Source organism: Microbacterium sp. AC132, assembly GCF_979258525.1.
Genome location: NZ_OZ409862.1, coordinates 2,830,479 through 2,854,023 on the forward strand (window position 1 = coordinate 2,830,479; position 23,545 = coordinate 2,854,023).

At 67.5% G+C, this 23,545-nt stretch carries 21 protein-coding genes, 1 tRNA gene and 1 pseudogene; 16 read left to right on the forward strand and 7 right to left on the reverse strand.

Annotation, left to right across the window (positions count from 1 at the left end; translation table 11 throughout):
• Positions 1-2 precede the first annotated feature (2 nt).
• A complete protein-coding gene (locus ACZZZQ_RS13590) occupies positions 3-875 on the forward strand; it encodes a TatD family hydrolase (RefSeq protein WP_295102096.1) in 873 nt (290 codons plus the stop codon).
• Here ACZZZQ_RS13590 and ACZZZQ_RS13595 read toward each other — a convergent pair.
• Positions 854-2,113 (reverse strand): MFS transporter, encoded by a 1,260-nt coding sequence (locus tag ACZZZQ_RS13595; RefSeq protein ID WP_187250514.1) that lies wholly within the window; start codon positions 2,111-2,113, stop codon positions 854-856. The genes ACZZZQ_RS13590 and ACZZZQ_RS13595 overlap by 22 nt on opposite strands.
• Before the next feature lie 55 nt (positions 2,114-2,168).
• On the opposite strand from ACZZZQ_RS13595, the gene rsmA reads away from it, so the two are divergent.
• From rsmA to ACZZZQ_RS13630, 7 genes are all read left to right on the forward strand, one after another.
• Complete coding sequence (gene rsmA / locus ACZZZQ_RS13600; protein WP_463507755.1) at positions 2,169-3,038, forward strand: 16S rRNA (adenine(1518)-N(6)/adenine(1519)-N(6))-dimethyltransferase RsmA; 870 nt, start codon at positions 2,169-2,171, stop codon at positions 3,036-3,038.
• Positions 3,039-3,047: 9 nt separating this feature from the next.
• Positions 3,048-4,115, forward strand: coding sequence for an L-glyceraldehyde 3-phosphate reductase (gene mgrA, locus ACZZZQ_RS13605; RefSeq protein WP_072591554.1), 1,068 nt, complete (start codon positions 3,048-3,050; stop codon positions 4,113-4,115).
• A gap of 13 nt (positions 4,116-4,128) precedes the next feature.
• A complete protein-coding gene (locus tag ACZZZQ_RS13610; protein WP_053097087.1) occupies positions 4,129-5,061 on the forward strand; it encodes a 4-(cytidine 5'-diphospho)-2-C-methyl-D-erythritol kinase in 933 nt (310 codons plus the stop codon).
• Positions 5,062-5,161: 100 nt separating this feature from the next.
• Positions 5,162-6,175 (forward strand): LacI family DNA-binding transcriptional regulator, encoded by a 1,014-nt coding sequence (locus ACZZZQ_RS13615; protein WP_053097086.1) that lies wholly within the window; start codon positions 5,162-5,164, stop codon positions 6,173-6,175.
• Between the two features lie 155 nt (positions 6,176-6,330).
• Entirely contained in the window at positions 6,331-7,851 is a 1,521-nt protein-coding gene (mmsA, locus tag ACZZZQ_RS13620) for a multiple monosaccharide ABC transporter ATP-binding protein (protein ID WP_222839478.1), read from the forward strand.
• Positions 7,848-9,206 carry a multiple monosaccharide ABC transporter permease gene (gene mmsB / locus ACZZZQ_RS13625; protein ID WP_053097084.1) on the forward strand — a complete coding sequence of 453 codons (1,359 nt, stop codon included), beginning with the start codon at positions 7,848-7,850 and terminating at the stop codon, positions 9,204-9,206. The genes mmsA and mmsB overlap by 4 nt, the downstream gene beginning before the upstream one ends.
• Before the next feature lie 60 nt (positions 9,207-9,266).
• Entirely contained in the window at positions 9,267-10,388 is a 1,122-nt protein-coding gene (locus ACZZZQ_RS13630) for a substrate-binding domain-containing protein (protein WP_053097082.1), read from the forward strand.
• A gap of 144 nt (positions 10,389-10,532) precedes the next feature.
• On the opposite strand, the gene ACZZZQ_RS13635 is transcribed toward ACZZZQ_RS13630, so the two are convergent.
• The 4 genes from ACZZZQ_RS13635 to ACZZZQ_RS13650 form a co-directional block, all read right to left on the reverse strand.
• On the reverse strand, positions 10,533-11,363 hold the full coding sequence (locus ACZZZQ_RS13635) for a polyamine aminopropyltransferase (protein WP_463507756.1): 831 nt from the start codon (positions 11,361-11,363) through the stop codon (positions 10,533-10,535).
• 301 nt (positions 11,364-11,664) lie between these two features.
• On the reverse strand, positions 11,665-12,231 hold the full coding sequence (locus tag ACZZZQ_RS13640; RefSeq protein ID WP_463507757.1) for a hypothetical protein: 567 nt from the start codon (positions 12,229-12,231) through the stop codon (positions 11,665-11,667).
• 272 nt (positions 12,232-12,503) lie between these two features.
• Complete coding sequence (locus tag ACZZZQ_RS13645; RefSeq protein WP_463507758.1) at positions 12,504-13,079, reverse strand: hypothetical protein; 576 nt, start codon at positions 13,077-13,079, stop codon at positions 12,504-12,506.
• Between the two features lie 99 nt (positions 13,080-13,178).
• Complete coding sequence (locus ACZZZQ_RS13650; protein WP_463507759.1) at positions 13,179-14,522, reverse strand: HNH endonuclease signature motif containing protein; 1,344 nt, start codon at positions 14,520-14,522, stop codon at positions 13,179-13,181.
• A 103-nt stretch (positions 14,523-14,625) separates the two neighbouring features.
• On the opposite strand from ACZZZQ_RS13650, the gene ACZZZQ_RS13655 reads away from it, so the two are divergent.
• From ACZZZQ_RS13655 to ACZZZQ_RS13685, 7 genes are all read left to right on the forward strand, one after another.
• Positions 14,626-15,366, forward strand: a complete 741-nt coding sequence (locus tag ACZZZQ_RS13655) for an alpha/beta fold hydrolase (protein WP_463507760.1) — start codon at positions 14,626-14,628, stop codon at positions 15,364-15,366.
• Positions 15,367-15,430: 64 nt separating this feature from the next.
• Positions 15,431-17,242 (forward strand): ABC-F family ATP-binding cassette domain-containing protein, encoded by a 1,812-nt coding sequence (locus ACZZZQ_RS13660; RefSeq protein WP_056280025.1) that lies wholly within the window; start codon positions 15,431-15,433, stop codon positions 17,240-17,242.
• 123 nt (positions 17,243-17,365) lie between these two features.
• Positions 17,366-18,952 (forward strand): Na+/H+ antiporter, encoded by a 1,587-nt coding sequence (locus tag ACZZZQ_RS13665; protein WP_463507761.1) that lies wholly within the window; start codon positions 17,366-17,368, stop codon positions 18,950-18,952.
• The gene (locus ACZZZQ_RS13670; RefSeq protein WP_463507762.1) at positions 18,949-19,167 is read left to right on the forward strand and encodes a hypothetical protein; all 219 of its coding nucleotides are present in this window, start codon (positions 18,949-18,951) and stop codon (positions 19,165-19,167) included. The genes ACZZZQ_RS13665 and ACZZZQ_RS13670 overlap by 4 nt, the downstream gene beginning before the upstream one ends.
• A gap of 91 nt (positions 19,168-19,258) precedes the next feature.
• Positions 19,259-20,173, forward strand: coding sequence for a MetQ/NlpA family ABC transporter substrate-binding protein (locus ACZZZQ_RS13675; protein WP_463507763.1), 915 nt, complete (start codon positions 19,259-19,261; stop codon positions 20,171-20,173).
• Between the two features lie 104 nt (positions 20,174-20,277).
• A complete protein-coding gene (locus tag ACZZZQ_RS13680) occupies positions 20,278-21,321 on the forward strand; it encodes a methionine ABC transporter ATP-binding protein (protein ID WP_463507764.1) in 1,044 nt (347 codons plus the stop codon).
• On the forward strand, positions 21,321-21,980 hold the full coding sequence (locus tag ACZZZQ_RS13685) for a methionine ABC transporter permease (protein WP_053097064.1): 660 nt from the start codon (positions 21,321-21,323) through the stop codon (positions 21,978-21,980). The genes ACZZZQ_RS13680 and ACZZZQ_RS13685 overlap by 1 nt, the downstream gene beginning before the upstream one ends.
• On the opposite strand, the pseudogene ACZZZQ_RS13690 reads toward ACZZZQ_RS13685, so the two are convergent.
• Both ACZZZQ_RS13690 and ACZZZQ_RS13695 read right to left on the reverse strand, forming a co-directional pair.
• Positions 21,967-22,889 (reverse strand): annotated as a pseudogene (locus ACZZZQ_RS13690) (pseudouridine synthase). The gene ACZZZQ_RS13685 and the pseudogene ACZZZQ_RS13690 overlap by 14 nt on opposite strands.
• A 17-nt stretch (positions 22,890-22,906) precedes the next feature.
• Positions 22,907-23,401: a MarR family winged helix-turn-helix transcriptional regulator gene (locus tag ACZZZQ_RS13695; RefSeq protein ID WP_463507765.1), complete on the reverse strand. Its 495-nt coding sequence runs from the start codon at positions 23,399-23,401 to the stop codon at positions 22,907-22,909.
• Positions 23,402-23,472: 71 nt separating this feature from the next.
• Between ACZZZQ_RS13695 and ACZZZQ_RS13700 the strand changes: the two genes are divergently transcribed.
• Positions 23,473-23,544: transfer RNA gene (locus ACZZZQ_RS13700), tRNA-Gln, on the forward strand.
• Position 23,545 lies beyond the last annotated feature (1 nt).

Below are 23,545 nucleotides of genomic sequence, written 5' to 3' on the forward strand. Positions count from 1 at the left end.
GCATGACGTACGTGCAGCAGCGAGACGGCGACGGACGCAAGGATCTCCGGTACCCCGCGGCTCCGGAGCCCCTTGCCGTGCCCGTCTACGACAATCACGCGCATCTCGAGATCCTCGACGGCGATGAGCCGCTCTCGTTGACCGAGCAGCTCGATCGTGCGGCGGCCGTGGGCATCGCCGGGGTGGTGCAGGCATCGGGTGACATCGAGTCGTCCCGGTGGGCGGTCGAGGCCGCCGAGTCGGACCCGCGCGTGCTCGCGGCTGTCGCGATCCACCCGAATGATGCGCCCGCCTACGCCGAGGAGGGTCGTCTCGATGAGGCCATCGCGGTGATCGACGAGCTCGCGGCGCACCCGCGAACGCGGGCGATCGGCGAGACGGGTCTCGACTTCTTCCGCACCGAGCCCGAGCGCCGAGCGCCGCAGTTCGAGTCGTTCGAGGCGCACATCGCGCTGGCGAAGAAGCACGGCATCGCGATGCAGATCCACGACCGTGACGCGCATGACGCGGTGCTCGAGACGCTGAGTCGCGTCGGGGCGCCCGAGCGGACGGTCTTCCACTGCTTCTCCGGCGACGATGCGATGGCGAGGATCTGCGCGGATGCGGGTTACCACCTGTCCTTCGCCGGCAACGTCACGTTCAAGAACGCGCAGAACCTGCGCGACGCGCTGAAGGTGACGCCCCTGGACCGCATCCTCGTCGAGACCGATGCGCCGTTCCTCACCCCGACGCCGCTGCGCGGTCGTCCGAACGCCCCCTATCTCGTGCCGATCACGGTGCGGTTCATGGCGGCGGAGCTCGGCATCGAGGTCGACGAGCTGTCGACCCGACTCGCCGCGAACACCCTGCGGGTCTACGGCTCGTTCACCGACTGATCCGCCGGTGCGGCACTGACGATCTGCGAGATCGGCTTCCAGACCAGGACAAGGGTCAGCGCGGCGCCCACGAAGGCGAACCACCACGGAGCCGTGAGACCCCAGACCTGGGCGATCACCCCGCCGAGGGCCTGGCCGATGACCATTCCGCCGAACACGCCGACCATGTTGACCGAGGCCACGCGGCCCTGCAGCTCGGCGGGGACCAGACGCTGACGGACGGTCGTCGAGATCGTGCCCCACACGAACGCGTAGGCGCCGAACACGAACATGATCACGAGCGCCACCCAGCCCGCGGTGGTGAGTGCGAACGCGAGGTGCATCAGCACCTCGAGCGAGAGGACGACGCGCATCAGCGTCGCGAACGACACGTGGCGTTCGAGCCAGCCGAAGCAGAGGGTGGCGAGGATTCCTCCGGCCGCCGAGGCGGTCGTCAAGGCGCCGTAGCCGACCGCGCCCATGTTCAGATACTCCGTGGCATAGAGCACGAGCACGCCCCACGGGGCCGCCCAGGTGACGTTGAAGACGAGGATGATCAGCACCAGCATCCGCACCGGCGGGTTCTGCCACAGCCAGCGGAGTCCCTCGCCGATGTCGGTGTGCACGTGCGACTTCACGCCGTCTCCCGTTGACCGGGGCGGCACGGGGGTGCGGGCCATGCGCGAGATCAGCACGACCGCGAGGAGGACGCAGAGGATCTCGAGCAGGAACGGCCACGCCGCGCCGGCGGCGAAGAGGAACGCGCCGAGCGGCGGCCCGGCGAACTGGTTCGCGACCAGATACCCGGCCTGCAGCCGCGCGTTGCCGATGCCGAGGTCGGCCGGCTTCACGAGCATCGGCAGCAGCGTGCTGCCGGCGGTGTCGACGAAGACCTCCGCCGTGCCGTAGAGGAAGGCCACGGCGAGCACGATCCAGATGTTCGCGGTGCCGGTGAGCAGGAACGCGCAGAGCCCCGCGAGCACCACGGCCCGTGCCGCGTTGGCGAACATCACGAGGCGCCGACGGTCGAACCGGTCGGCGATGGCTCCGGCGTGCAGCCCGAACAGCAGCCACGGGAGGAACTGCAGGATCGCCCCGGCCGCGACGAGGATGGGCGACGACGTCATCGACGCGATGAGCAGGGGAGCGGCCGCGAGGGCGACGCCGTCTCCGACGTTGCTCGTCCACGATGACGCGAGCAGCCAGCGGAAATCCCTGCCCATGCGCCGTGGTGCGATCAGTTCACCGAGGGAGGGCATCACAGCAGACTACTGGGCGGCTCGGACACCGGCGGGGGTGGGGGACAATGGAGCAATGACAGTCACCCTGCTCGGCGCCACCGAGATCCGCCGCCTCGCCGCTGAGCTCGACGTCACCCCGACCAAGAAGCTCGGACAGAACTTCGTCGTCGACGCGAACACCGTGCGCAAGATCGTGCACGCCGCCCGCGTCCAGCCGGGGGAGCGGGTCGTCGAGGTGGGCCCGGGGCTCGGCTCCCTCACCCTCGCGATCCTCGAGGCCGGCGCATCCGTCACCGCTGTCGAGATCGATCACCGGCTCGCCGCCCGGCTCGCCCAGACCGCCGAGGAGCACGGCGTTCCCGCCGACATGCTCATGGTCGTCGATGCCGACGCGCTGCGCATCACGGAGCTGCCGGGCGAGCCGACCGTGCTCGTCGCGAACCTGCCCTACAACGTCTCGGTCCCCGTGCTGCTGCACTTCCTCGAGAACTTCTCCTACCTGAAGCGCGGCGTCGTGATGGTGCAGGCCGAGGTCGCCGAGCGTCTCGCCGCGAAGCCCGGGTCGAAGATCTACGGTTCGCCGAGCGTCAAGGCCGCCTGGTACGGCGAATGGAAGCTCTCGGGCACGGTCTCCCGTCAGGTCTTCTGGCCGGTCCCGAACGTCGACAGCCTGCTCGTCGGGTTCGACCGGTCGGAGGGCGAGCGCGGCCCCGAGGACGAGCGCCGTCGCACGTTCCAGATCGTGGATGCCGCCTTCAACCAGCGACGCAAGATGCTGCGTCAGGCGCTGTCCGGACTCTTCGGCAGCTCCGCCGCGGCATCCGAAGTGCTGATCTCGGCCGGAGTCGCCCCCACCGCTCGCGGGGAGGATCTCACGGTCGAGGACTACCATCGTGTCGCTCAGCATGTCGCGCAGATCGAAGACGCCGCCGTCACCGGCTAATCTGGCACGGTGACCGAGTCCCCCCGCTTCCGTCCGAACGTCCCTGAGCTCCACCGGCCGTACGCCGCCGATGAGAGCCGCTACCAGCAGTTCGAGTACCGCCAGGTCGGCACCTCGGGGCTGTTCCTGCCGCCCATCTCGCTGGGCCTGTGGTGGAACTTCGGCGACAACATCCCGCTCGACAACCAGCGCGCGCTGCTGCGTCACGCCTTCGACCGCGGCATCACGCACTTCGATCTCGCGAACAACTACGGCCCGCCCTACGGCTCGGCCGAGAAGAACTTCGGTCGCATCTTCGCCGAGGACTTCCGCCCCTACCGCGACGAGCTGATCATCTCGTCGAAGGCGGGCTGGGACATGTGGCCGGGTCCGTACGGCGACTTCGGCAGCCGCAAGTACATCCTCGCGAGCGCCGAGCAGTCGTTGACCCGCATGGGCCTCGACCACGTCGACATCTTCTACTCGCACCGCGCCGATCCCGTGACGCCGGTCGCCGAGACCATCGGGGCGCTCGACACGCTCGTGCGCCAGGGCAAGGCCCTCTACGTCGGCATCTCGTCGTACAGCGCCGAGCGCACCGCCGAGGCCGTCGCCGTCGCCACCGACCTCGGCACCCCGCTCGTCATCCACCAGCCCGCCTACTCGATCCTCAACCGCTGGGTCGAAGACGGCCTCACCGACACCCTCGAGCAGTCCGGCGTCGGCGCGATCGCGTTCACACCTCTCGCGCAGGGGCTCCTCACCGACAAGTACCTCGGCGACGGCACGGCCGCCCGTGCGCAGAAGCGCGGTTCGCTGCCGGATGCGCCGCTGTCGGATGCCGCCGTGCAGACCCTCCGCTCGCTCAACGCCATCGCCGAGCAGCGCGGGCAGTCCCTGGCGCAGATGGCGATCCAATGGACGCTGCGCAACCCGGTCGTCGCCTCTGCGCTGGTCGGGGCATCGCGTCCCGAGCAGCTCGACGAGAACATCGCCGCCGTCAACGGTCCGGCATTCACCGACGACGAGCTCGGCCGCATCGACGAGGCGGCCGGTGCCATCGACGTCGACCTGTGGGCGACGTCGACGGAGCTGTGACGGGAACACCGACATGAGCTTCGCCGCCCCCGTCGACTCCGTGCACGTCCGCGCGCCCGGCAAGATCAACGTCTATCTCGGTGTGGGCGGCCGCCACGACGACGGGTATCACGCGCTGGCCACGGTGTTCCAGGCGGTCTCGCTCTATGAGGACGTGATCGCCCGGCACGCCGACGACTTCTCGATCACCGTCTCGGGCGTCGACGACCCCGACACCGTGCCGCTGGACGATCGCAACCTCGCGATGCGCGCCGCCAAGCTGCTCGCGACCGCGGCCGAGTACGACGGCGGGGTGGCGCTGGAGATCCGCAAAAGCGTGCCTGTCGCCGGAGGCATGGGCGGCGGGTCGGCGGATGCCGCGGCCGCTCTCGTCGCGTGCGACGCGCTGTGGGGCACCGGGTTCTCGACCGCCCGCCTGCATGAGCTGGCCGCCCGCCTCGGCGCGGACGTCCCGTTCGCGTTGCACGGCGGCACCGCCGTCGGAACCGGCCGAGGAGATCAGCTGAATCCCGCGCTGGCGAGGGGGCGGTTCGACTGGGTGCTCGTCCCGAGCGATGACGGGCTGTCCACGCCCGTCGTGTATGCGCGACTCGATGCGCTGCGAGACGCTGAGGGCTCCCTCGCCGACGATCCGCCGCTGTCGCTCGAGGTGCCGGCTCCCGTGCTGCAGGCGCTGCGTTCCGGCGATCCCGAGCTGCTGTCCGAGAGCATCTACAACGACCTGCAGGAGGCCGCCCTGTACGAGCGGCCCGAGCTGGAGACCACGATCCTGCGCGGCATCCACGCCGGCGCTCTGCAGGGCATCGTGTCGGGTTCGGGACCCACCGTCGCTCTCCTCTGCGCGAGCCCCGAGGGTGCGCAGGAGGTCCAGTCGCTGCTGCGTGAGCACGGACTCGAGTCGCTGCACGTGCACGGGCCGGTGCCCGGCGCGCGCATCCTCGCCTGACCCGGCCCGCCCGCATCCTCGCCTCGGCGAGGTGCGCTCCGCGCGCCTGGCATACATAATGAAGAGACGATGTGACCGTGCACATACAAGGAGGTCTGTGATGTCGACTGCCTCCGAGCGTGCCCGGATGCCGAGCATCCGCGACGTCGCGAGACTCGCGGGGGTGTCGCACCAGACCGTGTCGCGGGTGCTGAACGACCACCCCAGCATCCGTCCCGAGACGAAGGCCAAGGTCCTCGACGCCATCGCCGTGCTGGACTACCGCCCCAATCTCGCGGCGCGGGCGCTCGTGACGAGCAAGTCCAACATGCTCGGCATCCTCTCGGCCACGGTGGGGGAGTTCGGACCGACGTCGTCGATCGTCGGCATCGAGGACGCCGCTCGCGAGGAGGGGTACTCGGTCTCGACCCTGAACCTCTCGGCCACGACCCCCGAGGCGATCGGCAACGCCCTGCGGCAGCTGGCGCGCGAGCAGGTCGACGGCATCGTGGTGCTCGCCCCGCAGGTCCGGGCGTTCCATGTGCTGAAGGGCATGGCGGTCGAGATGCCGTTCGTCTCGCTGCAGACGGCCTCCGGCTCCGACGGGGTGACCCTGTCGGCCGACCAGGTCGCGGGCGCGCGCACCGCCACCGAGCATCTGATCGGGCTCGGGCACAGCGACATCATCCACATCGCCGGGCCGCAGGACTGGATCGAGGCCGAGTCGCGCATGCGCGGATACCTCGATGCTCTGCGGGAGGCCGATCTGCCCACCTTCCCGCCGATCCGCGGAGACTGGACGGCCGACTTCGGCTATTTCGCGGGGCAGGAGCTCGCCCGACGGCGTGACTTCACGGCCGTGTTCGTCGCGAACGACCAGATGGCGATCGGGCTGCTGCACGGGTTCAGGGATGCCGGCATCCGCGTGCCCGAGGACGTGAGCGTCGTCGGGTTCGACGACATCCCGGTCGCGGCGCATGTCGCACCGACGCTGAGCACGGTGCATCAGGACTTCCCCGAGCTGGGTCGCCGCGCCGTGCGCATCCTGCTCGCGCAGATCCGTGGTGAGCAGGTGCCGCAGTTCGGGCCCCTGCAGACGACCCTTCGAACGCGGGAATCGTCCGCGCCTCGATAAGGCCACATTTTCGCGAGTGGTCTTGACACCGTCTCAGCGAGCGTAGACTATGTAATCCAATGTGAACGGTCACATCGAAGGTGACCGCCCGTCGCGAGGAAGATCTTGTGAGCACCACAGCAACGTTGCCGGTCGTGTCAGGCCCCATCCTGGAGATGCGCAGCATCACCAAGGAGTTCCCGGGTGTCAAGGCGCTGTCCGACGTGTCCATCACCGTCCGGGCCGGAGAGATCCATGCGATCTGCGGCGAGAACGGCGCCGGGAAGTCGACCCTGATGAAGGTCCTCTCCGGCGTGTACCCCTACGGCACGTACGAGGGGGAGATCCTGCTCTACGGCGAGGAGCAGCGCTACCGCGACATCGCGGCGAGCGAGCAGGCCGGGATCGCGATCATCCACCAGGAGCTCGCGCTGATCCCTGAGCTCTCGATCACCGAGAACATCTTCCTCGGCAACGAGATCCGCCACTTCGGCGCGATCGACTGGCGCGCCCAGCGTCAGCGCACGGTCGAGCTGCTGGCCCGCGTCGGCCTGCGCGAAGACCCCGACGTCGCCATCAAGACGCTCGGTGTCGGAAAGCAGCAGCTGATCGAGATCGCGAAGGCCCTCAACAAGGACGTCAAGCTCCTCATCCTCGACGAGCCCACCGCGGCACTGAACGAGAACGACTCGCAGCACCTCCTCGACCTGATCCTGGGTCTGAAGGCCAAGGGCATCGCGTCGATCATGATCAGCCACAAGCTCAACGAGATCGAGCAGATCGCCGACGAGATCACGATCATCCGCGACGGTCGCACGGTCGAGACGCTCGACATCTCGCGCGGCGAGATCAACGAGGACCGCATCATCCGCGGCATGGTCGGCCGCTCGCTCGAGAGCCGCTACCCCGACCGCACCCCCGAGATCGGCGACGTGTTCTTCGAGGTCAAGGACTGGTGGGTGCAGCACCCGACCGTGTCCGAGCGGATGGTCGTCAAGGGGTCGAACCTCAACGTGCGTCGTGGCGAGGTCGTCGGCATCGCCGGTCTGATGGGCGCGGGCCGCACCGAGTTCATGATGAGCATCTTCGGTCGCTCCTACGGCACGTTCCTCGGCGGACAGATCGTCAAGGACGGCCAGGAGATCACCATCCCCGACGTCTCCTCGGCGATCAAGCACGGACTCGCGTACGTCAGCGAGGACCGCAAGGTGCTGGGGCTCAACCTGCTCGACACCATCAAGCGGTCTGTCGTGGCGGCGAAGCTGTCGAAGATCTCGAAGCGCGGCGTCGTCGACGAGCGCGAGGAGTACTCGGTCGCCGAGCGCTACCGCAAGGCCCTGCGCATCAAGACGCCCAGCGTCGAAGAGGGCGTCGGCAAGCTCTCGGGAGGAAACCAGCAGAAGGTCGTGCTGGCCCGGTGGATGTTCACCGACCCCGACCTGCTGATCCTCGATGAGCCCACGCGCGGCATCGACGTCGGCGCGAAGTACGAGATCTACGCGATCATCAACGAGCTCGCCTCCCAGGGCAAGGGCGTCATCGTCATCTCCAGCGAGCTGCCCGAGCTGCTCGGCATCTCCGACCGCATCTACACAGTCTTCGAAGGTCGGGTCACCGACTGCATCCCGGCCGACCAGGCGACACCCGAGGCTCTCATGCGCAGCATGACCTCCGCGACTCAGAAAGCATCCGCATGACCACCGACCTCACGACAACGAAGCGCGGCTTCCACTTCGGCGACATCCGCAAGATGTTCGGAAGCAACGGCACCTCGTCACTGCGCCAGTTCGGCATCCTGGGCAGCCTCATCGTCATCATCGTCCTCTTCGAGGTGCTGACGCTGCTGCGCAACGGACCGAACGGCGCGACGCTGACGTCGGGCAACCTGATCAACGTCATCAACCAGTACTCGTTCATCCTGATCCTCGCGATCGGCATGGTGATGGTCATCATCATGGGGCACATCGACCTGTCGGTCGGCTCCGTGGCGGCCTTCACCGGCATCATCGTCGCGAAGTCGATGGCCGACTGGAACCTCCCTTGGCCGCTGGCGATCCTGCTCGGCCTCGGCGTCGGTGCCCTGGTGGGCGCCTGGCAGGGGTTCTGGGTCGCCTACGTCGGGGTGCCCGCGTTCATCGTGACGCTCGCTGGCATGCTCTTCTTCCGTGGCGCGCAGCAGTGGATCGGTGACGCTCAGACGATCCCGGTGCCCAAGGGCTTCCAGGTGATCGGCACCGGCTACCTTCCTGAGGTCGGGCTCCCGCTGGACTTCAACGTGCCGACCATGATCCTCGCGCTGGTCGCGGTGGCGTGGCTGGTCTTCTGGGAGATCCGCACCCGTCGCCAGCAGCACAAGATGGGCTCCGACAGTGCGCCCCTCTGGGTCAGCGTCGTCAAGGTCGTGCTGCTCTCGGTCGTCGTGCTCGCCGCTGCGTGGATGTTCGCGACGGGTCGCCCGGGCACGAGCTTCCCGGTTCCGGGTCTGATCCTGCTCGCCCTCGTGATCATCTACTCGTTCATCACGCGGAACACCGTCTTCGGTCGCCACATCTACGCCGTGGGTGGCAACCGCCAGGCCGCACGCCTCTCCGGCGTGAAGGACCGCTGGGTCGACTTCTTCGTCATGATGAACATGTCGATGATGGCCGCACTCGCCGGCATGATCTTCGTCGCCCGTTCGCAGGCATCCGGACCGAACGACGGCACCGGCTGGGAGCTCGACGCGATCGCGTCGGTGTTCATCGGTGGTGCTGCGGTCGCCGGTGGTATCGGTACCGTGATCGGCTCGATCATCGGTGGTCTGGTCATGGCGTTCCTCAACAACGGTCTCGCTCTGCTCGGCCAGGGTGCCGACGTCGTCTCGATGATCAAGGGCCTCGTGCTGCTGCTCGCGGTCGGCATCGACGTCTGGAACAAGCAGCAGGGCCGTCCGTCGCTCATCGGTCTCCTGACCCGCCGGTCGGGCCGCAGGAGCGACCCGGAGGCCACCGCGACCTTCGAGCCCAATAGGACTTACCAAGCCCCTCCCGTCGACAAGACGAGGGCCGAGTAAGCGGACTCTCCGCGCAGTGCTCGCACGCAGAATCCGTCACATCACACAGAAAGAGATCACATGAAGAAGATCATCGTCACAGCGACAGCGCTCGTCGCGACGGCTGCCTTCGCACTCACGGGCTGCTCCGGTGAGCGCGGCGGCGGAACCGACACGGGATCCGGCGAAGAGGCCGAAGCAGGCTTCGCCGCCGACTCCTCGATCGGTGTCGCCCTTCCCGACAAGACCAGTGAGAACTGGGTCCTCGCGGGTCAGCTCTTCACGGACGGCCTGGAAGAGGCCGGCTTCAAGGCAGACGTGCAGTACGCTCCGGCGAGCAACACGGTCGCCGAGCAGCAGAACCAGATCCAGGCCATGGTCACCAACGGTGCAAAGGTCATCATCATCGGCGCGAAGGATGGCAAGCAGCTCGCCACCCAGGTGCAGGCGGCCAAGGATGCCGGCGCATACGTGATCGCGTACGACCGTCTCATCGAGAACACCGAGGCAGTCGACTACTACGTCGCGTTCGACAACTTCAAGGTCGGCCAGCTGCAGGGCCAGGCCCTGCTCGACGGTCTCGCCGAGCGTGCGGGCCACGAGGCTCCGTACAACATCGAGCTCTTCTCCGGCTCGCCGGATGACGCCAACTCGAAGGTCTTCTTCGACGGCGCCATGGACGTGCTCCAGCCGGAGATCGACAACGGCAACCTGGTGGTCGTGTCGAAGCAGACCGAGATCGCGCAGACCGCGACCGAGGGATGGCTTCCGGAGAACGCGCAGAACCGAATGGACACGCTGCTCACCTCGTCGTACAGCGGTGACACCGTGGTCGACGGCGTGCTGTCGCCGAACGACACCCTTGCTCGCGCCATCATCACCTCGGTGCAGCAGGCCGGCAAGCCGGTTCCGGTCGTCACGGGTCAGGACTCCGAGGTCGAGTCGGTGAAGTCGATCATGGAGGGCATCCAGTACTCCACGATCAACAAGGACACCGCACTGCTCGTCGAGCAGTCGATCAAGATGGTCGGCCAGCTGCAGAAGGGCGAGACCGTCGATGTCAACGACGAGGAGTCGTACGACAACGGCGCCAAGGTCGTTCCGGCGTACCTGCTCGACCCGATCATCGTCACCAAGGAGAACGCTGCTGAGGCGTACGCCAACGTGCCGAGCCTCCTCGAGATCGTGAAGTCGTACCAGTAAGCGACATCGCACTCACCGCAGACGAGCCGTCCGGACCTTCGGGTCCGGGCGGCTCTTCGCCATGTCGGGTCGACTTTTCACACCGCGCGCGGAGAGCCGCTGGCCGGAAGCGGACGTCCTGTCGGAGGACGTCCGCACACGGCGCTAGCCCCAGACGGGGTCGTCGGGATCGGGAGAGTCTGTGCCGTCGGCATCTGTCATGATGCGCGCTTCAGCGATCCACGACGTCAGAGGGCCATCGCGGAGGAGATGAGGCCGCGGTGTGTCGAGCAGAACGGAGGCGGTGACCTTGTCCAGCGGCTCGTCGCTCGCGAAAATGACGACGTTGCCGAGTGGCCCTTCCGCATCTTCCGGCTCTGCGTCGAGCACGACAGCGACGTGATCGAACACGGTGCTCAGGGTCGCGGCCTGTCGTCGTGAGTATTCGAACGGATGCCCGTCGAGCAGGTTCACGGCGACCACGCCGGCTGCTGCGGAGCGCGCGGCGACCCGGCGATAGAACTCCTGGCTCGCCACACGATGCCGGATGACGGCGGCATCCCAGAGATCGACGACGGTGAAGCACGCCTCCACCCAATCGGTGTCGATTGCGGTGGGATCACTCGCTGCGTCGTCGAGTCCGGGGGACGGAGATGACTGCCCCGGCGATGGCTTCTCATTCGGAAGCGCCGCGTCCGCGACCGTCCGAGCGTCGCCGAAGATGACTCGTATGTCGGAGCCGGGAGGCAATGGCAGCGCGTCGATGACGGCGGCGTAGAGCGCGGGTTCGAACTCCACCACCAGCTGAGGTGATCCGGCGCGCGTCGCCTGGACGTAGCGTGCCAGCGTGAGTGCTCCGGCCCCCAGATGCACGGTGAACAGCGGCGCACCAGGCTCGGCGGCGGCATCCATTGCGCGGGCGATGTGTTGGGTGTAGCTGTACTCGAGGTCGGTCGGCTCGGTCATCGAGACGACGGACTGCGCAATTCCATCCACGCTGAGCTCGAAGCGACCGGGTCGCCTTCTCGACTGCACCAGCTTTGCCTTGCGGTCGGCTAGTGAGAGCGAGAACACCCGGCGACTCCATGGCACCTGTCTAGTTTAAGCCGGAGGGGATCGGTCGGCGGCTGCCTCTGGAGGAGCAGAGCGCCGTAGGCGAAGTCGCTCTCGGAAGGCCGAGCCTCCTTGAGATCGTCGAGTCGTACGAGAAAGCGATCAGCCATCTGGCAGAAGAGGGCTGCTCGGACCTTCGGGGCCGGGGGCTCTTTCTTGTTGGCGTGCTGCTGTGGTGCGTTCTTCAGCAGCCGACGCCGGCCGGGTTCTCGTGGCAGGTGTGGGCGACGAGCGCGGTGCGGGCCACGAGGATGCGGATCTCCTGCGTGGCGCCGCTGGTCGTGAGCTGCCCGGGAATGTCGATCCATCCGCCGCCGAGGTCCACCTGCGCGGTGAATCGGATGTCCACGCGGGCCGGGTACACGCCGGGTTCGCGGTAGACGTGGCTGGTCGGGGTCGGCGTGAACTGCGCCTGACCGAGCGCCTCCCACGTCTGACCCGGCGTGGTCACGGTCGCGGAGCTGCCGTCGCCGTACGTGTAGTCGTATCCGGCCGGGACAAACCGCACGCGCAGTGGCACGCCGAACAGCTCGCCGTCTTGGATCTGCGTGGATGCTGCGGCCGTGAAGTTCGTCGGCATCCCGGCGATCCCGACGTTGCCGGGTTCGGCGGTCGCACGGACTGATGCCGGTGCGAATCGCGCCAGGTCAGAGATGGTGATCGTCGGCGCGCCGGGCGTCGACGGAGCGGAGGCCGGGGCAGCGGGCCGGTTCGGACGCGGCGCACAGCGCGTGGTGCCCGAGTCGTCCATGCATGCCGCGAGGTCGATCGCCTCCTGGCTCGGTCCCGACGGTTCACCCGGACCCGTGCCGTCGCCCGGACCGCCATCACTCCAATTCGAGTCGGTGCCGGGATCAGTGCTCGGCTGCTGCTGGGTGCCGGAAATGGTGAGGGAGGAACCATCCGTCGAGCCGCAGAGTCCCATTTTCTCTGCAGTGCTGGCGCAGCCCGTTGACGCGCCTTCTGCGCTCAGCGGGAGCGGGATGAGCAGGCCTAGAGCCAACGCCCCAATGGCGATCTTGCTCAACATGAGTTCTCGTCTGCCGAGCTCTCGAGACTGATTCTGAGACTCGCACGGTCCCCCGTGAACTGGACGAGTTGAGAAACAACATCGCCGCGACCTGCCGGGGTGACATCCACGCCATCTGTGTTCAGGACGCGGAGCTCGGACACGTCGATGCATACGTAGCCCGTCACGTCCGCGATGCGGCCGTCGACATCCGCGTTAGTGCCGAGAAACAGAGCGACGCTAGCCTCTCCATCGGCACTTAGTCCCCACTCGCGGAACGAGTTCTGCGCGTCGATGTCATTCTCGAGCGCCACTCCTTCAAGAAACTCCTGCGGGTCGGGCTCGGCCTCGCCCCGATTCCTGGCATTACCCGCCTCGTTATACGCCCGGTACACAGCCTCCGCTGCAGCGAACGCCTCCTCCTCGTTGGCGAAGGCCGCGGTGGGCGTAGGGGCGGGCTCGGGTTCAGTGGTGCATCCCGCGAGAGCGCCAACCCCCAACGCCACTACGGCGACAGCAACTATGCGCGCGCCCAACCGTGGAACTGCCGCACCACCGCCTCTGCCGTGACGAATCGCAAGAACGGACAAGGGGCGCAATGGAGGAGGAGTCACCGCGCCACCGTAGTGAAATCGGCCAGGGTCGCGTCGAGTTTCTCCACAGGTCCGCGCCAGCGCGAACGTCTCCGCTCAGAACGGCGCGCGCACGGCATCCGATTCGGTGAAGGTCACCGTGTTCGGTGCAGGGGGAGTGTCGATGTACGTCCGCCCGATGGGACTCGTCCACTCCATGACCCCGCCGGGCTTCTGCTCGACGTGCCATGGTGTGTGATGTTTCAGAACGTGATGTCGGCGACAGAACGATGCCAGATTGGATTCGCAGGTCGCGCCACCCGTCGAGGCAGCATGGTTGTGGTCGAGGTCGCATTTCCGCGCCGCCACTCCGCACGCCGGGAATCGACATCGGTGATCTCTTGCCCGTAGGTGCCGGCGTAGGTGACGGCTCGGTCGGTATCGGTCGACGGCGAGGACGCGACCGGTGATCGGATGCGTCAGCACCCGCTCCCATCCCTTCGTCTGCCCGGCCATCCGGCGCGCGGTATCGACGTCGATCGGAATCACGCCGTCGATCTCGGCGGGCGGCGCCGCCTCGGTATCCGGAGCACCCGACCCCTCGTGCGCATCGTCGTCCATCAGGGTCGTCACCGGAACGGTGATCTCGATGCGCGCACTGATGGCCGCCAGCAGTCCGTCTTCGCTGTCGTGCCCGGTCGGCTGGCCGCTGAGCACGAGGTCGGCGAGCAGGTCGGCGCGGATCTCGTCGACCGTCCGATCATCCGCCTCGAACTCATCGCCGTCGCGAGCCGCCCGCCGCTTCGCGCGAAGGTTCTCGACGCGCAGTGCGTGCGCCATCTGCGAGAGACGGTCGAACATGCCGTGGACGAGCGCGGCAGGCGCGTGCGTGTGCAGCGTTGCCATCCCGTCTTCGCCATTCGTCGCCCAGACTCGCCGCTGAGATCTGGCGCGACGATGCCGCTCCGACACTGTCGTCGGAGCGAAGCGCTCGGCCACACGGCGCGCCAGTGCGCGCAGTCGGTTCGGCGATTCCACCTCCGCCAGCGGAAGGATCACCGCGGAATATGCCTCGCGGTGATCGGGCGACTCGAGGCCCGAACCTGCGTCGACAATGACACGGGAGTGCGCGGCGCTGATCCGCCCCGCTCCCTGTGCGGCCCAGACGGCGGGGAACCGATCGACCAGCAGCTCCGCCGCCGCCATCCGGCGCTCGATGGTGCGATCGCTGACATGCTGCACGGCTCCGATCTCGGCCGCGATGGTCCTGATCGAATGGTCTCCCCGGTCCGGGTGATCCCCCTGCTTCGCGATGTCGACCGCGAGCCGACCGGCGATCGCCAGCAGCCCGTCGCGCGCCGCGCTCATGCTGCTCAATGTCGCCTCCGCGACTTGCAACGCGGCGACGAGATCGGCGAGATTCGCGATCTGCGTGTCCGTCGCGTCGAGCAGTGCTGTCATGTCTCCGAGTGGATCACGGACCACCGACATTCGAACGAAGCTTCGAGACATTCCCGAACCGACATGATCCCGGAAGAGTGATGACTCATGCGACACTGACGTCATGCTCCTTCACGCCGTCGACGTCGGCGACGGCCCCCGTACGGTGGTTCTGCTCCACGGGATGATGGGCTCGGCCGACAGCTGGTGGCGTGTGATGCCGGTGCTCGCTGCACAGGGCTTCCGTGTGCTGGCGATCGATCTCCCCGGTCACGGTCTGTCCCCGCGAGACCCGCGTCTGACGATCGAGCGGGCCGCATCGTCGGTGGTCGAGACCGTCCGAAGTCTCGCCCCGGGGCGGCCGCTCGCGGCCGTCGGACACTCCTTCGGTGCGAGCGTGCTCGCACAGGCGGCCCCGCTGCTCCGACCTGAACCGGGCATCTATGTCGATGCCGCACTCGTCCTCCCCGGCGGCAGCGACCGTGACGATCTCATCGAGCGGTACGCCCGCGATCGCGAAGCGCGACAGTCGCCGGAGAACCTCCGTGCCTCGCGTCCGTTCTACTCGGAGAGGGATGCCGAGATCGAGGCACTCGCCGCCCGCCGCTTCGACCCGACGACGATGGCATCCGTCTCCTGCGGCCGCGATCACATGTGGCTTCCCGACCCGGGGTCGATCATCGTCCGCGCCGACCCGAGCGACTGGGTGACCGCCGCCGACGTCACCCGGTTCGAGGCGAACGGCATCGACGTGCGCAGCATCCCCGGAGCCGCGCACACTGTCTGGTACAGCCACTTCGAGGAGTTCACGGCGTCGCTCCCGGAGCTGTTCGGCCGGCGCGCTCGTGCGCAGGGTGCCGGATGACGAGGCAGCCGTGACAGGAGGCTGACCGGGCCACCCAGACCGCGCGACTACCCTGGGGAGTGACATGGCACATCTTCTCGGGGCAGAAGCCCTTCATCTCGAATATCCGACGAGGGTCGTCTTCGACTCCGTGACCCTCGGCATCGAAGAAGGTGACCGCATCGGCATCGTCGGCCGCAACGGCGACGGCAAGTCGAGCCTCCTCGGAATGCTCGCCGGCATCAAGGAGCCGAACTCGGGCCGCGTCACGGTGCGAGGCGGCACGACCATCGGCGTCCTGGACCAGGCCGACACCCTCAGCGACGACCTGACCATCAGCGCGGCGGTCGTCGGTGACACCCCGGAGTACGAGTGGGCCGGCGACCCGCGCATCCGCGACGTGATCGAGGGACTGCTGAAGGACCTGCCCTGGGATGCGGAGATCGGCTCCCTCAGCGGAGGCCAGCGCCGACGCGTCTCGCTCGCCAAGCTGCTGACGGGGGATTGGGACGTCATCGCGCTCGACGAGCCCACCAACCACCTCGACGTCGAGGCCATCACCTGGCTCGCCGGACACCTCAAGAAGCGGTGGAGCCCGAACTCCGGAGCGCTCATGGTCGTGACTCACGACCGGTGGTTCCTCGACGAGATCTGCACCGAGACCTGGGAGGTGCACGACCGCATCGTCGAGCCCTTCGAGGGCGGCTATGCGGCGTACATCCTGCAGCGGGTCGAGCGCGACCGCATGGCGGCGGCGACAGAGGCCAAGCGTCAGAACCTCGCCAAGAAGGAGCTCGCGTGGCTCCGTCGAGGCGCACCCGCGCGAACCGCGAAGCCGAAGTTCCGCATCGATGCGGCCAACGAGCTCATCGCCGACGTGCCGGAGATCCGCGACAAGGTCTCCCTGCAGTCGCTCGCCGTCTCTCGTCTCGGCAAGGACGTCGTCGACCTGCTCGACGTCGGAGTGACCTATCCGACCGCCGACGGCGGCACCCGCGAAGTCCTCCGCGACGTCGAGTGGCGCATCGCGCCGGGGGAGCGCACCGGCATCCTCGGTGTGAACGGCGCTGGCAAATCGACGCTGCTCGGGCTGATCTCGGGCACCGTCGAGCCCACCGTCGGCCGTGTGAAGCGCGGCACGACCGTGAAGGTGAAGACGCTCACGCAGCGCCTCGACGAACTCGAGGACGTCCGACGCGAGCCGGTGCGTGTCGTGATCTCGCGACTGCGCACCTCGTACACGATGGGATCCGGCTCGAAGGCGCAGGAGCTCACGCCGGGCCAGCTCCTCGAGCGGCTCGGCTTCGACTCCGCGCAGCTCTCCACCCCCGTGAAGGATCTCTCCGGAGGTCAGCAGCGCCGCCTGCAGCTGCTTCTCGTGCTCCTCGACCAGCCCAACGTGCTGATCCTCGACGAGCCCACCAACGACCTGGACACCGACATGCTCGCGGCCATCGAGGATCTGCTCGATTCGTGGTCGGGGACCCTGCTGGTGGTCAGTCACGACCGGTACTTCCTCGAGCGCGTCACCGATCAGCAGTTCGCGATCCTCGACGGCCACCTGCGGCACCTGCCCGGCGGCGTCGACGAGTACCTGCGCCTGCGCCAGTTGCAGACCTCGGCACCGGGCAGGTCGCAGACGGCCGTCAACACCGAGAAGAAGGCCCCCAGCCTCGACGGCGCCGCACTGCGCGCCGCCCAGAAAGAGGTCTCGTCGCTCGAGCGCCGCATCCAGAAGCTCACGCAGCAGGTCGACAAGGCGAAGACCGCTCTGGCGGATCACGACCAGTCGGACTTCGCCGGCCTCGGCGACAAGATGAAGGCGATCAGCGACCAGCAGGCCGAGATCGAGGAACTCGAACTCCGCTGGTTCGAGCTGACCGAAGAGCTCGACTGACGAGAGGTCTGGCCCTTCCGCCCTCGCGGGAATACGGTGGCAGTCGAATGCGCTGTGCTCTTGGCGGGGTTCGATGCCAGCCGGGATCGCACAGCTTGATCCTGCGGTACCCGGGAGGTTCAGATGGAAGGACTCGAGGTCACCGTCCTGATCGGACTCACGATCCTCGTGGGCACGTTGATCGCGCCGCGCGTTCGACTCGCGCTGCCGCTCGTACTCGTGATCTTCGGACTCCTGCTCGGCTTCGTCCCGCAGCTCCGTGAGATCCAGCTGCCCCCTGAGACGGTCCTGCTGCTGTTCCTCCCGGTGATGCTGTTCTGGGAGAGCCTCACGACCTCGCTGCGATCGATCCGCCGTGACTTCCGCTACATCCTCCCGATGAGCACGGTGCTCGTCGTGGCATCCGCATTCGCCGTCGCGGGCATCGGTCTGCTGTTCGGGATGCCGTGGGAGACCGCGCTGATCCTCGGCGCCGCAGTGGCCCCGCCGGATGCGACGGCCGTGGCAGCCCTCGGCAGGCTGCTGCCCCGGCGCATGTTCATGAAGCTCAAGGCCGAGAGCCTCACGAACGACGGAACCGCGCTCGTGCTCTACGCGATCGCCGTCTCGCTGGCTCTCGGCGGCAACATCACGCCGCTGTCGGTGACGATGTCGGTGCTCACCTCCTATGTCGGAGGAGTAGCGGCCGGTGTCGTGATCGCAGGCCTCGGGTACCTGCTGCTGCGTCGTACCTCTTCGACGATCGTCATCAACGTCGCGCTGCTGCTCATCCCGTTCAGCGCGTTCCTCCTCGCGGAGATCGTGCACGCCTCCGGCGTGCTGGCCGTCGTCGTCGCCGGTCTCATCGTCGCCTATGTATCGCCCCGGGTGACGACAGCCTCGTCGCGGCGGCAGGCCGACGCCGCATGGCCGTTCGGCGTCTTCCTGCTCAACGGAGCGCTGTTCGTGCTGATCGGGCTCGAGGTGCAGTTCGTCGCACATGAGATCTCCGCGGCAGCGATCGGCCGGCTCGTGCTCATCACCCTCGCGGTGTGGGGGACGCTGCTCGTCGTCAGATATCTCTTCCAGCTGCTGAACGCGCCCTTCCAGCGACGCAATCCGGCGCTTCCGTCCCGTGGTGCCAAGGCGCGATCGATGGCGGTGTCGACGGTCGCAGGCATGCGGGGTGCCGTCTCGCTCGCGATCGCGCTGTCGGTTCCGGCCGCCAGCGCGACCGAGGGCGAGATCGCCGGACGCGACGAGATCGTGTTCGTCACGGCGGGAGTGATCCTGCTCAGTCTGCTCGTACAGGGGCCGCTGCTGCCGGCGATCGTTCGCTGGGCACGTTTCCCGGTCGATCACATGGAGGCCGAGGAGTACGAGCTCGCCGAGCGGACGATCTCGGGCGCGGCACTGGCCGCCCTCGACGACCTCGCCGTCGAGCACGGCGTCGGCCAGGAGATCCGAGACAAGGTGCGTGCCGAGGGCTACCAGATGCTCGAGTTCTCGAACGCGCGTGCGCTGGCGCGCGAGCAGGCGATCGTCGATGCCGAGGCCCAGGCGCTCGACGTCATGCTCGACGAGCCCGATCCGCTGGGCGGCGGCCAGCAGATGAACGGGGAGCGGATGCCGGTGCCGCGGAGGCGTCGGTCGCGCTGCGACTGCCGGACGCGACTCGTGTCGGCGACGACGGTGAGCTCGCGGACGGCGAGGTCAGGACTCTGCAGATGATCGCCACCTCGGCCGACGTCGACGTCATGCAGCGGTCGCCGCTGCTGCGTCACGAGGAGCACACGCGCCTCAAGCTCGCGCTCATCGACCGCAAACGCGAGGTGCTGCTCGGACTGCGCAGAGACGGGACGGTCGACGACCTCGTGGTCCGTCGGATCTCGGCACGACTCGACCTCGAACAGGTCCGGCTGCAGGGCATCGAGGACTACGACTGAGAGCTGTGACGCTCTGTGACACTCGATTGTCGCGCAGCGCGTCGCCCTGCCTAACGTATTCGAGTCCCCCAAGAGAGGAACCCGAACACTCATGTCCATCACAGCATCCCGTCGGACCACATCCGTCATCGCCGCGCTCGCCGCGGTCCCGCTCTTCGTCGCACTCGCAGGCTGCGCGACCGCATCGTCCGACGCCGGTTCCGGCGGCTCCGAGGACGAGACCGTCAAGATCGGTGTCGTCGGCAAGGGAGACGCACAGTGGGCTCCTTTCGTCGAGGCAGCCGCTGACGAGGGCATCACGGTCGAGCTCGTCGACTTCGGCTCGTACGAGCAGCCGAACCCCGCTCTGACCGAGGGTGAGATCGACCTCAACCAGTTCCAGCACATCGTGTACCTCGCCGAGTACAACACGGCATCAGGTTCCGACCTGACGCCGGTCGGCTCGACGGCGATCTACCCGCTGGGCCTGTACTCGCAGAAGTACGACGATGTCGACGACATCCCCGAGGGGGAGACCGTCGCGGTTCCCGACGACGCATCGAACCAGGCTCGCGCGCTGCTCGTGCTGCAGTCGGCCGGACTCATCGAGCTCAAGAGCGGCGGCACGATCTTCTCCGACCTCTCCGACATCGACACGGGCAAGTCCAAGGTCGAGGTCACCGCGCTCGAGGCCGCGCTGATCCCGACGTCGCTGCCCGACGTCGCGGCGGCGATCATCAACAACGACTTCGTCGAGGATGCGGGTCTGACCTTCGAGGACGCGATCGCTCAGGACGACCCTGAAGACCCGAACGCGCTGCCGTACGTGAACATCTTCGCGGCCCGCGCCGAGGGCGCCGACAACGAGACGTACCTCAAGCTCGTCGAGATCTTCCAGACCAATGAGGACGTCCAGGCCGGCCTGCTCGAGTCGTCGGGTGACACCGCCGTGCCGCTGCAGACCCCGGTCGAGGATCTCGTCGCCTCGCTCGAGAAGGTCCAGAAGGACACCGAGGCCAACAAGTAGGACGACCGGGGTGGCTGACACCCCCGTCCGATGAGGGAGAATCGGGTGGCGCTTCGTGCGTCACCCGATTCTTCGTTCCCGAAGCAGACAGACCGGAGCACCGCATGCCGATCGTCACCCTGACGAATGTCTCGAAGACCTACCCCTCCCGCACGCGCGACGAGTCCGAGGTCGTGGCCGTGGACGACGTGACCCTGTCGATCGAGAAGGGCGACGTCTTCGGGATCATCGGATACTCGGGCGCAGGCAAGTCCACGCTCGTACGACTGATCAACGCGCTCGAGCCGGCGACGAGCGGGACCATCACCGTCGACGACGTCGACATCACAGCTCTCAAGGAGAGCGAGCTGCGCAAGGTCCGCGGCGGCATCGGGATGATCTTCCAGCAGTTCAACCTGTTCTCCTCGCGCAGCGTCAAGGCGAACATCGCCTACCCGCTCAAGCTGGCCGGATGGTCGAAGCCGGACATCGAGAAGCGGGTCGCCGAGCTGCTGAGCTTCGTGGGCCTGGCCGACAAGGCGAAGGCGTACCCCGAACAGCTCTCCGGTGGCCAGAAGCAGCGCGTCGGCATCGCCCGCGCCCTCGCCACCGGCCCGGCCATCCTCCTCGCCGACGAGGCCACCAGCGCACTCGACCCGCAGACCACGCATGAGGTGCTCGACCTGCTCAAGCGGGTCAACCAGGAGCAGGGCGTCACGATCGTCGTCATCACCCACGAGATGGACGTCATCCAGACGATCGCCACCAAGGTCGCGGTCATGGAGAACGGACGGGTGATCGAGCAGGGCGATGTCTTCGACGTGTTCTCGGCCCCACAGAATCCGGCCTCGCAGCGCTTCGTCGGAACGGTCGTGAAAGGTATCCCGTCGCCGTCTGAGCTCGGCGTGCTGCGGGAGCGCCACCGGGGCCGCCTCGTCACGTTCTCGTTCCGCGACGGCGACTCGTCGCAGGCTCAGGTCTTCCTCGACCTCGCCGGCGCCGGACTGGACTTCGAGCTCGTGTACGGCGGGATCAACGATATCCGGGGGCGCGCCTTCGGCCACCTCACACTCGCGATCCGCGGTGAGAGCGCCGTGATCGACCGCACCCTCGGGCAGATCGGCCAGCGCGTCGAAGTCACCGAGATCGCAGAAGAGGAGGCACGCTGATGGATCGTCTGAACGAACTGTGGCCCGACCTCTGGAAGGCCGCCCTCGAGACCCTGTACATGACGTCGTTCGCACTCGTGCTGGGCGGCATCCTCGGTCTCGCGATCGGCGTCATCCTGTATGTCACCCGTCCGGGCGGGCTCGCCGAGAACCGGGCCGTGTCGGTCATCGCGAACCTCGGGGTGAACTTCTTCCGCCCGATCCCGTTCGTGCTCTTCGTCGCCGTGGCGCAGCCGTTCGCCCGCGCGGTGGTCGGCACCGGCATCGGCACCACGGCCGGCGCGTTCATGATCGGTCTGGCCGCGGCGTTCGCCATCGGCCGCATCGTCGAGCAGCACCTCGTGTCGGTGTCGCCCGGCGTGATCGAAGCCGCGCGCGCCATGGGCGCAGGTCCCGCGCGCATCCTGTTCACGGTCGCGATCCCCGAGTCGCTCGGACCGCTGATCCTCGGCTACACGTTCATCGTGGTGGCACTGATCGACATGACCGCGATGGCAGGCCTCATCGGCGGCGGCGGCCTCGGCGCGTTCGCCCAGATCTACGGCTTCCGGCAGTTCGAGCCGGTCGTCATGTGGACGGCGATCGTCCTCATCGTCGTCTTCGTCCACCTCGTGCAGATGCTCGGCACGTGGCTCGCGCGCAGGATCATGCGGCGCTGACGGGAGCCTCCTGCAGCGTGCGCGTCGTGGTGAAGACCCGCGGCGCGCCGCTCAGCGGATCGACGAAGTGCAGCTCGCGCGCGAGCAGCTGCATCGGCTTCTCGAAGTCGTCGGGCTTCTCGCCACGCAACTCGGGGTAGAACGGATCGTTCAGGATGCCGAGCCCCAGCGCGGCGAGATGCACGCGGAGCTGATGCATCTTGCCGCTGTGCGGGTGCAGGAGCGTGTGCACGACGCGATCGTCGGCATCGATCACATCGATCTGCGTCTCGGCGTTCGGCTCCCGCTCGTCGTCGACCTGGACCTTCAGCTCATTGCGGAGCTTCACGATGTGGTTGCGGTAGACGAGCGGGAATCGTGAGGCATCCCAGTCGGCCGGACGAGCCGACACGGCCTCGTACACCTTCTGCACCTGCCGCGTCTCGAAGAGCAGCTGATACGGCCCTCTCGTGGCCGGTCGCGCCGAGAACATCAGCACTCCTGCCGTGGCCCTGTCCAAGCGGTGGATGGGGGCGAGCTCGTCGTTGTCGAGAAGGTTGCGCAGTCGGATCAGCGCCGAGTTCTGCAGGAACTTCCCGCCGGGGATGGTGGGCAGGAAATGCGGCTTGTCGATGACCACCAGATCGTCGTCCTGATGGAGGACCTCGATCTCCACGGGGAGACGGGTCTCGACGGGCGGGTCGCGGTAGTACCAGATGAACTCCTCGACCCCCAAGGGCGTGTCCCGTGCGAGAGGGTGCCGTCGCGGGCGACGATCTCACCGCGATCGAAGCGGCTGAGCAGCCCCTCGGGATCGAGGTGGAAGAAGCGCTCGATCATGTACGCGCCGACGGTCGGCCATTCGCCGCTCATCGGCACGTGCAGACGCGTCGCGCCGACGCCGTCGCGCACCGGAAGAGGGGAGAGCATGCCCATCCGTCAGCCCCTCACGCGTCGAAGCTCAGGCTCAGCTTGCGCAGCAGCGCAGCGAGCCGATCGCGGTCACCGCGGGACAGCGCCTGCAGCAGGTCGTCCTCGACGTCGACGAGGCGCGTGATCGCGGCATCCACCCGGATGCGTCCGTCGTCCGTGAGCGTCACGAGCACGCTGCGGCCGTCGTCCGGGTCGCCCTCCCGTCGCACGAAACGTCGGCCGACCAGACGGTCGATGCGATTGGTCATGGTGCCGCTCGACACCAGCGTCTGCTGCAGCAGCTGCTTGGGGGAGAGCTGGAAGGGCGCGCCCGCGCGGCGCAGAGCCGACAGCACGTCCCATTCCCAGGCCTCCAGGTCGCTGCGTCGGAACACATCTCTGCGAGCCCGGTCGAGCAGCCTGGTCAGGCGATCCATCCGCGACAGCACCTCGAGAGGCGAGAAGTCGAGGTCGGGGCGCTGGGTGTTCCAGGCGCCGACGATCCGATCAACCTCATCCGCCTCAGTCATCCGTCCATTATCGCCGGTAGCACGCAGGTGGACGTGGCAGACTTGATCCGCGGCGCCCTCGGGGGCCGCGGTCCGCCGTGGTGTAATGGCAGCACGACAGCCTTTGGAGCTGTTAGGTCTAGGTTCGAGTCCTGGCGGCGGAGC

Excerpts from the sequence above, each read along its gene's own strand:
- ACZZZQ_RS13590 (WP_295102096.1), top strand. The coding sequence starts at position 3 with ATGACGTACGTGCAGCAGCGAGACGGCGACGGACGCAAGGATCTCCGG.
- ACZZZQ_RS13595 (WP_187250514.1), bottom strand. The coding sequence starts at position 2,113 with ATGCCCTCCCTCGGTGAACTGATCGCACCACGGCGCATGGGCAGGGAT.
- rsmA (WP_463507755.1), top strand. The coding sequence starts at position 2,169 with ATGACAGTCACCCTGCTCGGCGCCACCGAGATCCGCCGCCTCGCCGCT.
- ACZZZQ_RS13610 (WP_053097087.1), top strand. The coding sequence starts at position 4,129 with ATGAGCTTCGCCGCCCCCGTCGACTCCGTGCACGTCCGCGCGCCCGGC.
- ACZZZQ_RS13615 (WP_053097086.1), top strand. The coding sequence starts at position 5,162 with ATGTCGACTGCCTCCGAGCGTGCCCGGATGCCGAGCATCCGCGACGTC.
- mmsA (WP_222839478.1), top strand. The coding sequence starts at position 6,331 with ATGCGCAGCATCACCAAGGAGTTCCCGGGTGTCAAGGCGCTGTCCGAC.
- mmsB (WP_053097084.1), top strand. The coding sequence starts at position 7,848 with ATGACCACCGACCTCACGACAACGAAGCGCGGCTTCCACTTCGGCGAC.
- ACZZZQ_RS13630 (WP_053097082.1), top strand. The coding sequence starts at position 9,267 with ATGAAGAAGATCATCGTCACAGCGACAGCGCTCGTCGCGACGGCTGCC.
- ACZZZQ_RS13640 (WP_463507757.1), bottom strand. The coding sequence starts at position 12,231 with ATGGACGACTCGGGCACCACGCGCTGTGCGCCGCGTCCGAACCGGCCC.
- ACZZZQ_RS13650 (WP_463507759.1), bottom strand. The coding sequence starts at position 14,522 with ATGACAGCACTGCTCGACGCGACGGACACGCAGATCGCGAATCTCGCC.
- ACZZZQ_RS13655 (WP_463507760.1), top strand. The coding sequence starts at position 14,626 with ATGCTCCTTCACGCCGTCGACGTCGGCGACGGCCCCCGTACGGTGGTT.
- ACZZZQ_RS13660 (WP_056280025.1), top strand. The coding sequence starts at position 15,431 with ATGGCACATCTTCTCGGGGCAGAAGCCCTTCATCTCGAATATCCGACG.
- ACZZZQ_RS13665 (WP_463507761.1), top strand. The coding sequence starts at position 17,366 with ATGGAAGGACTCGAGGTCACCGTCCTGATCGGACTCACGATCCTCGTG.
- ACZZZQ_RS13670 (WP_463507762.1), top strand. The coding sequence starts at position 18,949 with ATGATCGCCACCTCGGCCGACGTCGACGTCATGCAGCGGTCGCCGCTG.
- ACZZZQ_RS13675 (WP_463507763.1), top strand. The coding sequence starts at position 19,259 with ATGTCCATCACAGCATCCCGTCGGACCACATCCGTCATCGCCGCGCTC.
- ACZZZQ_RS13680 (WP_463507764.1), top strand. The coding sequence starts at position 20,278 with ATGCCGATCGTCACCCTGACGAATGTCTCGAAGACCTACCCCTCCCGC.
- ACZZZQ_RS13685 (WP_053097064.1), top strand. The coding sequence starts at position 21,321 with ATGGATCGTCTGAACGAACTGTGGCCCGACCTCTGGAAGGCCGCCCTC.
- ACZZZQ_RS13695 (WP_463507765.1), bottom strand. The coding sequence starts at position 23,401 with ATGACTGAGGCGGATGAGGTTGATCGGATCGTCGGCGCCTGGAACACC.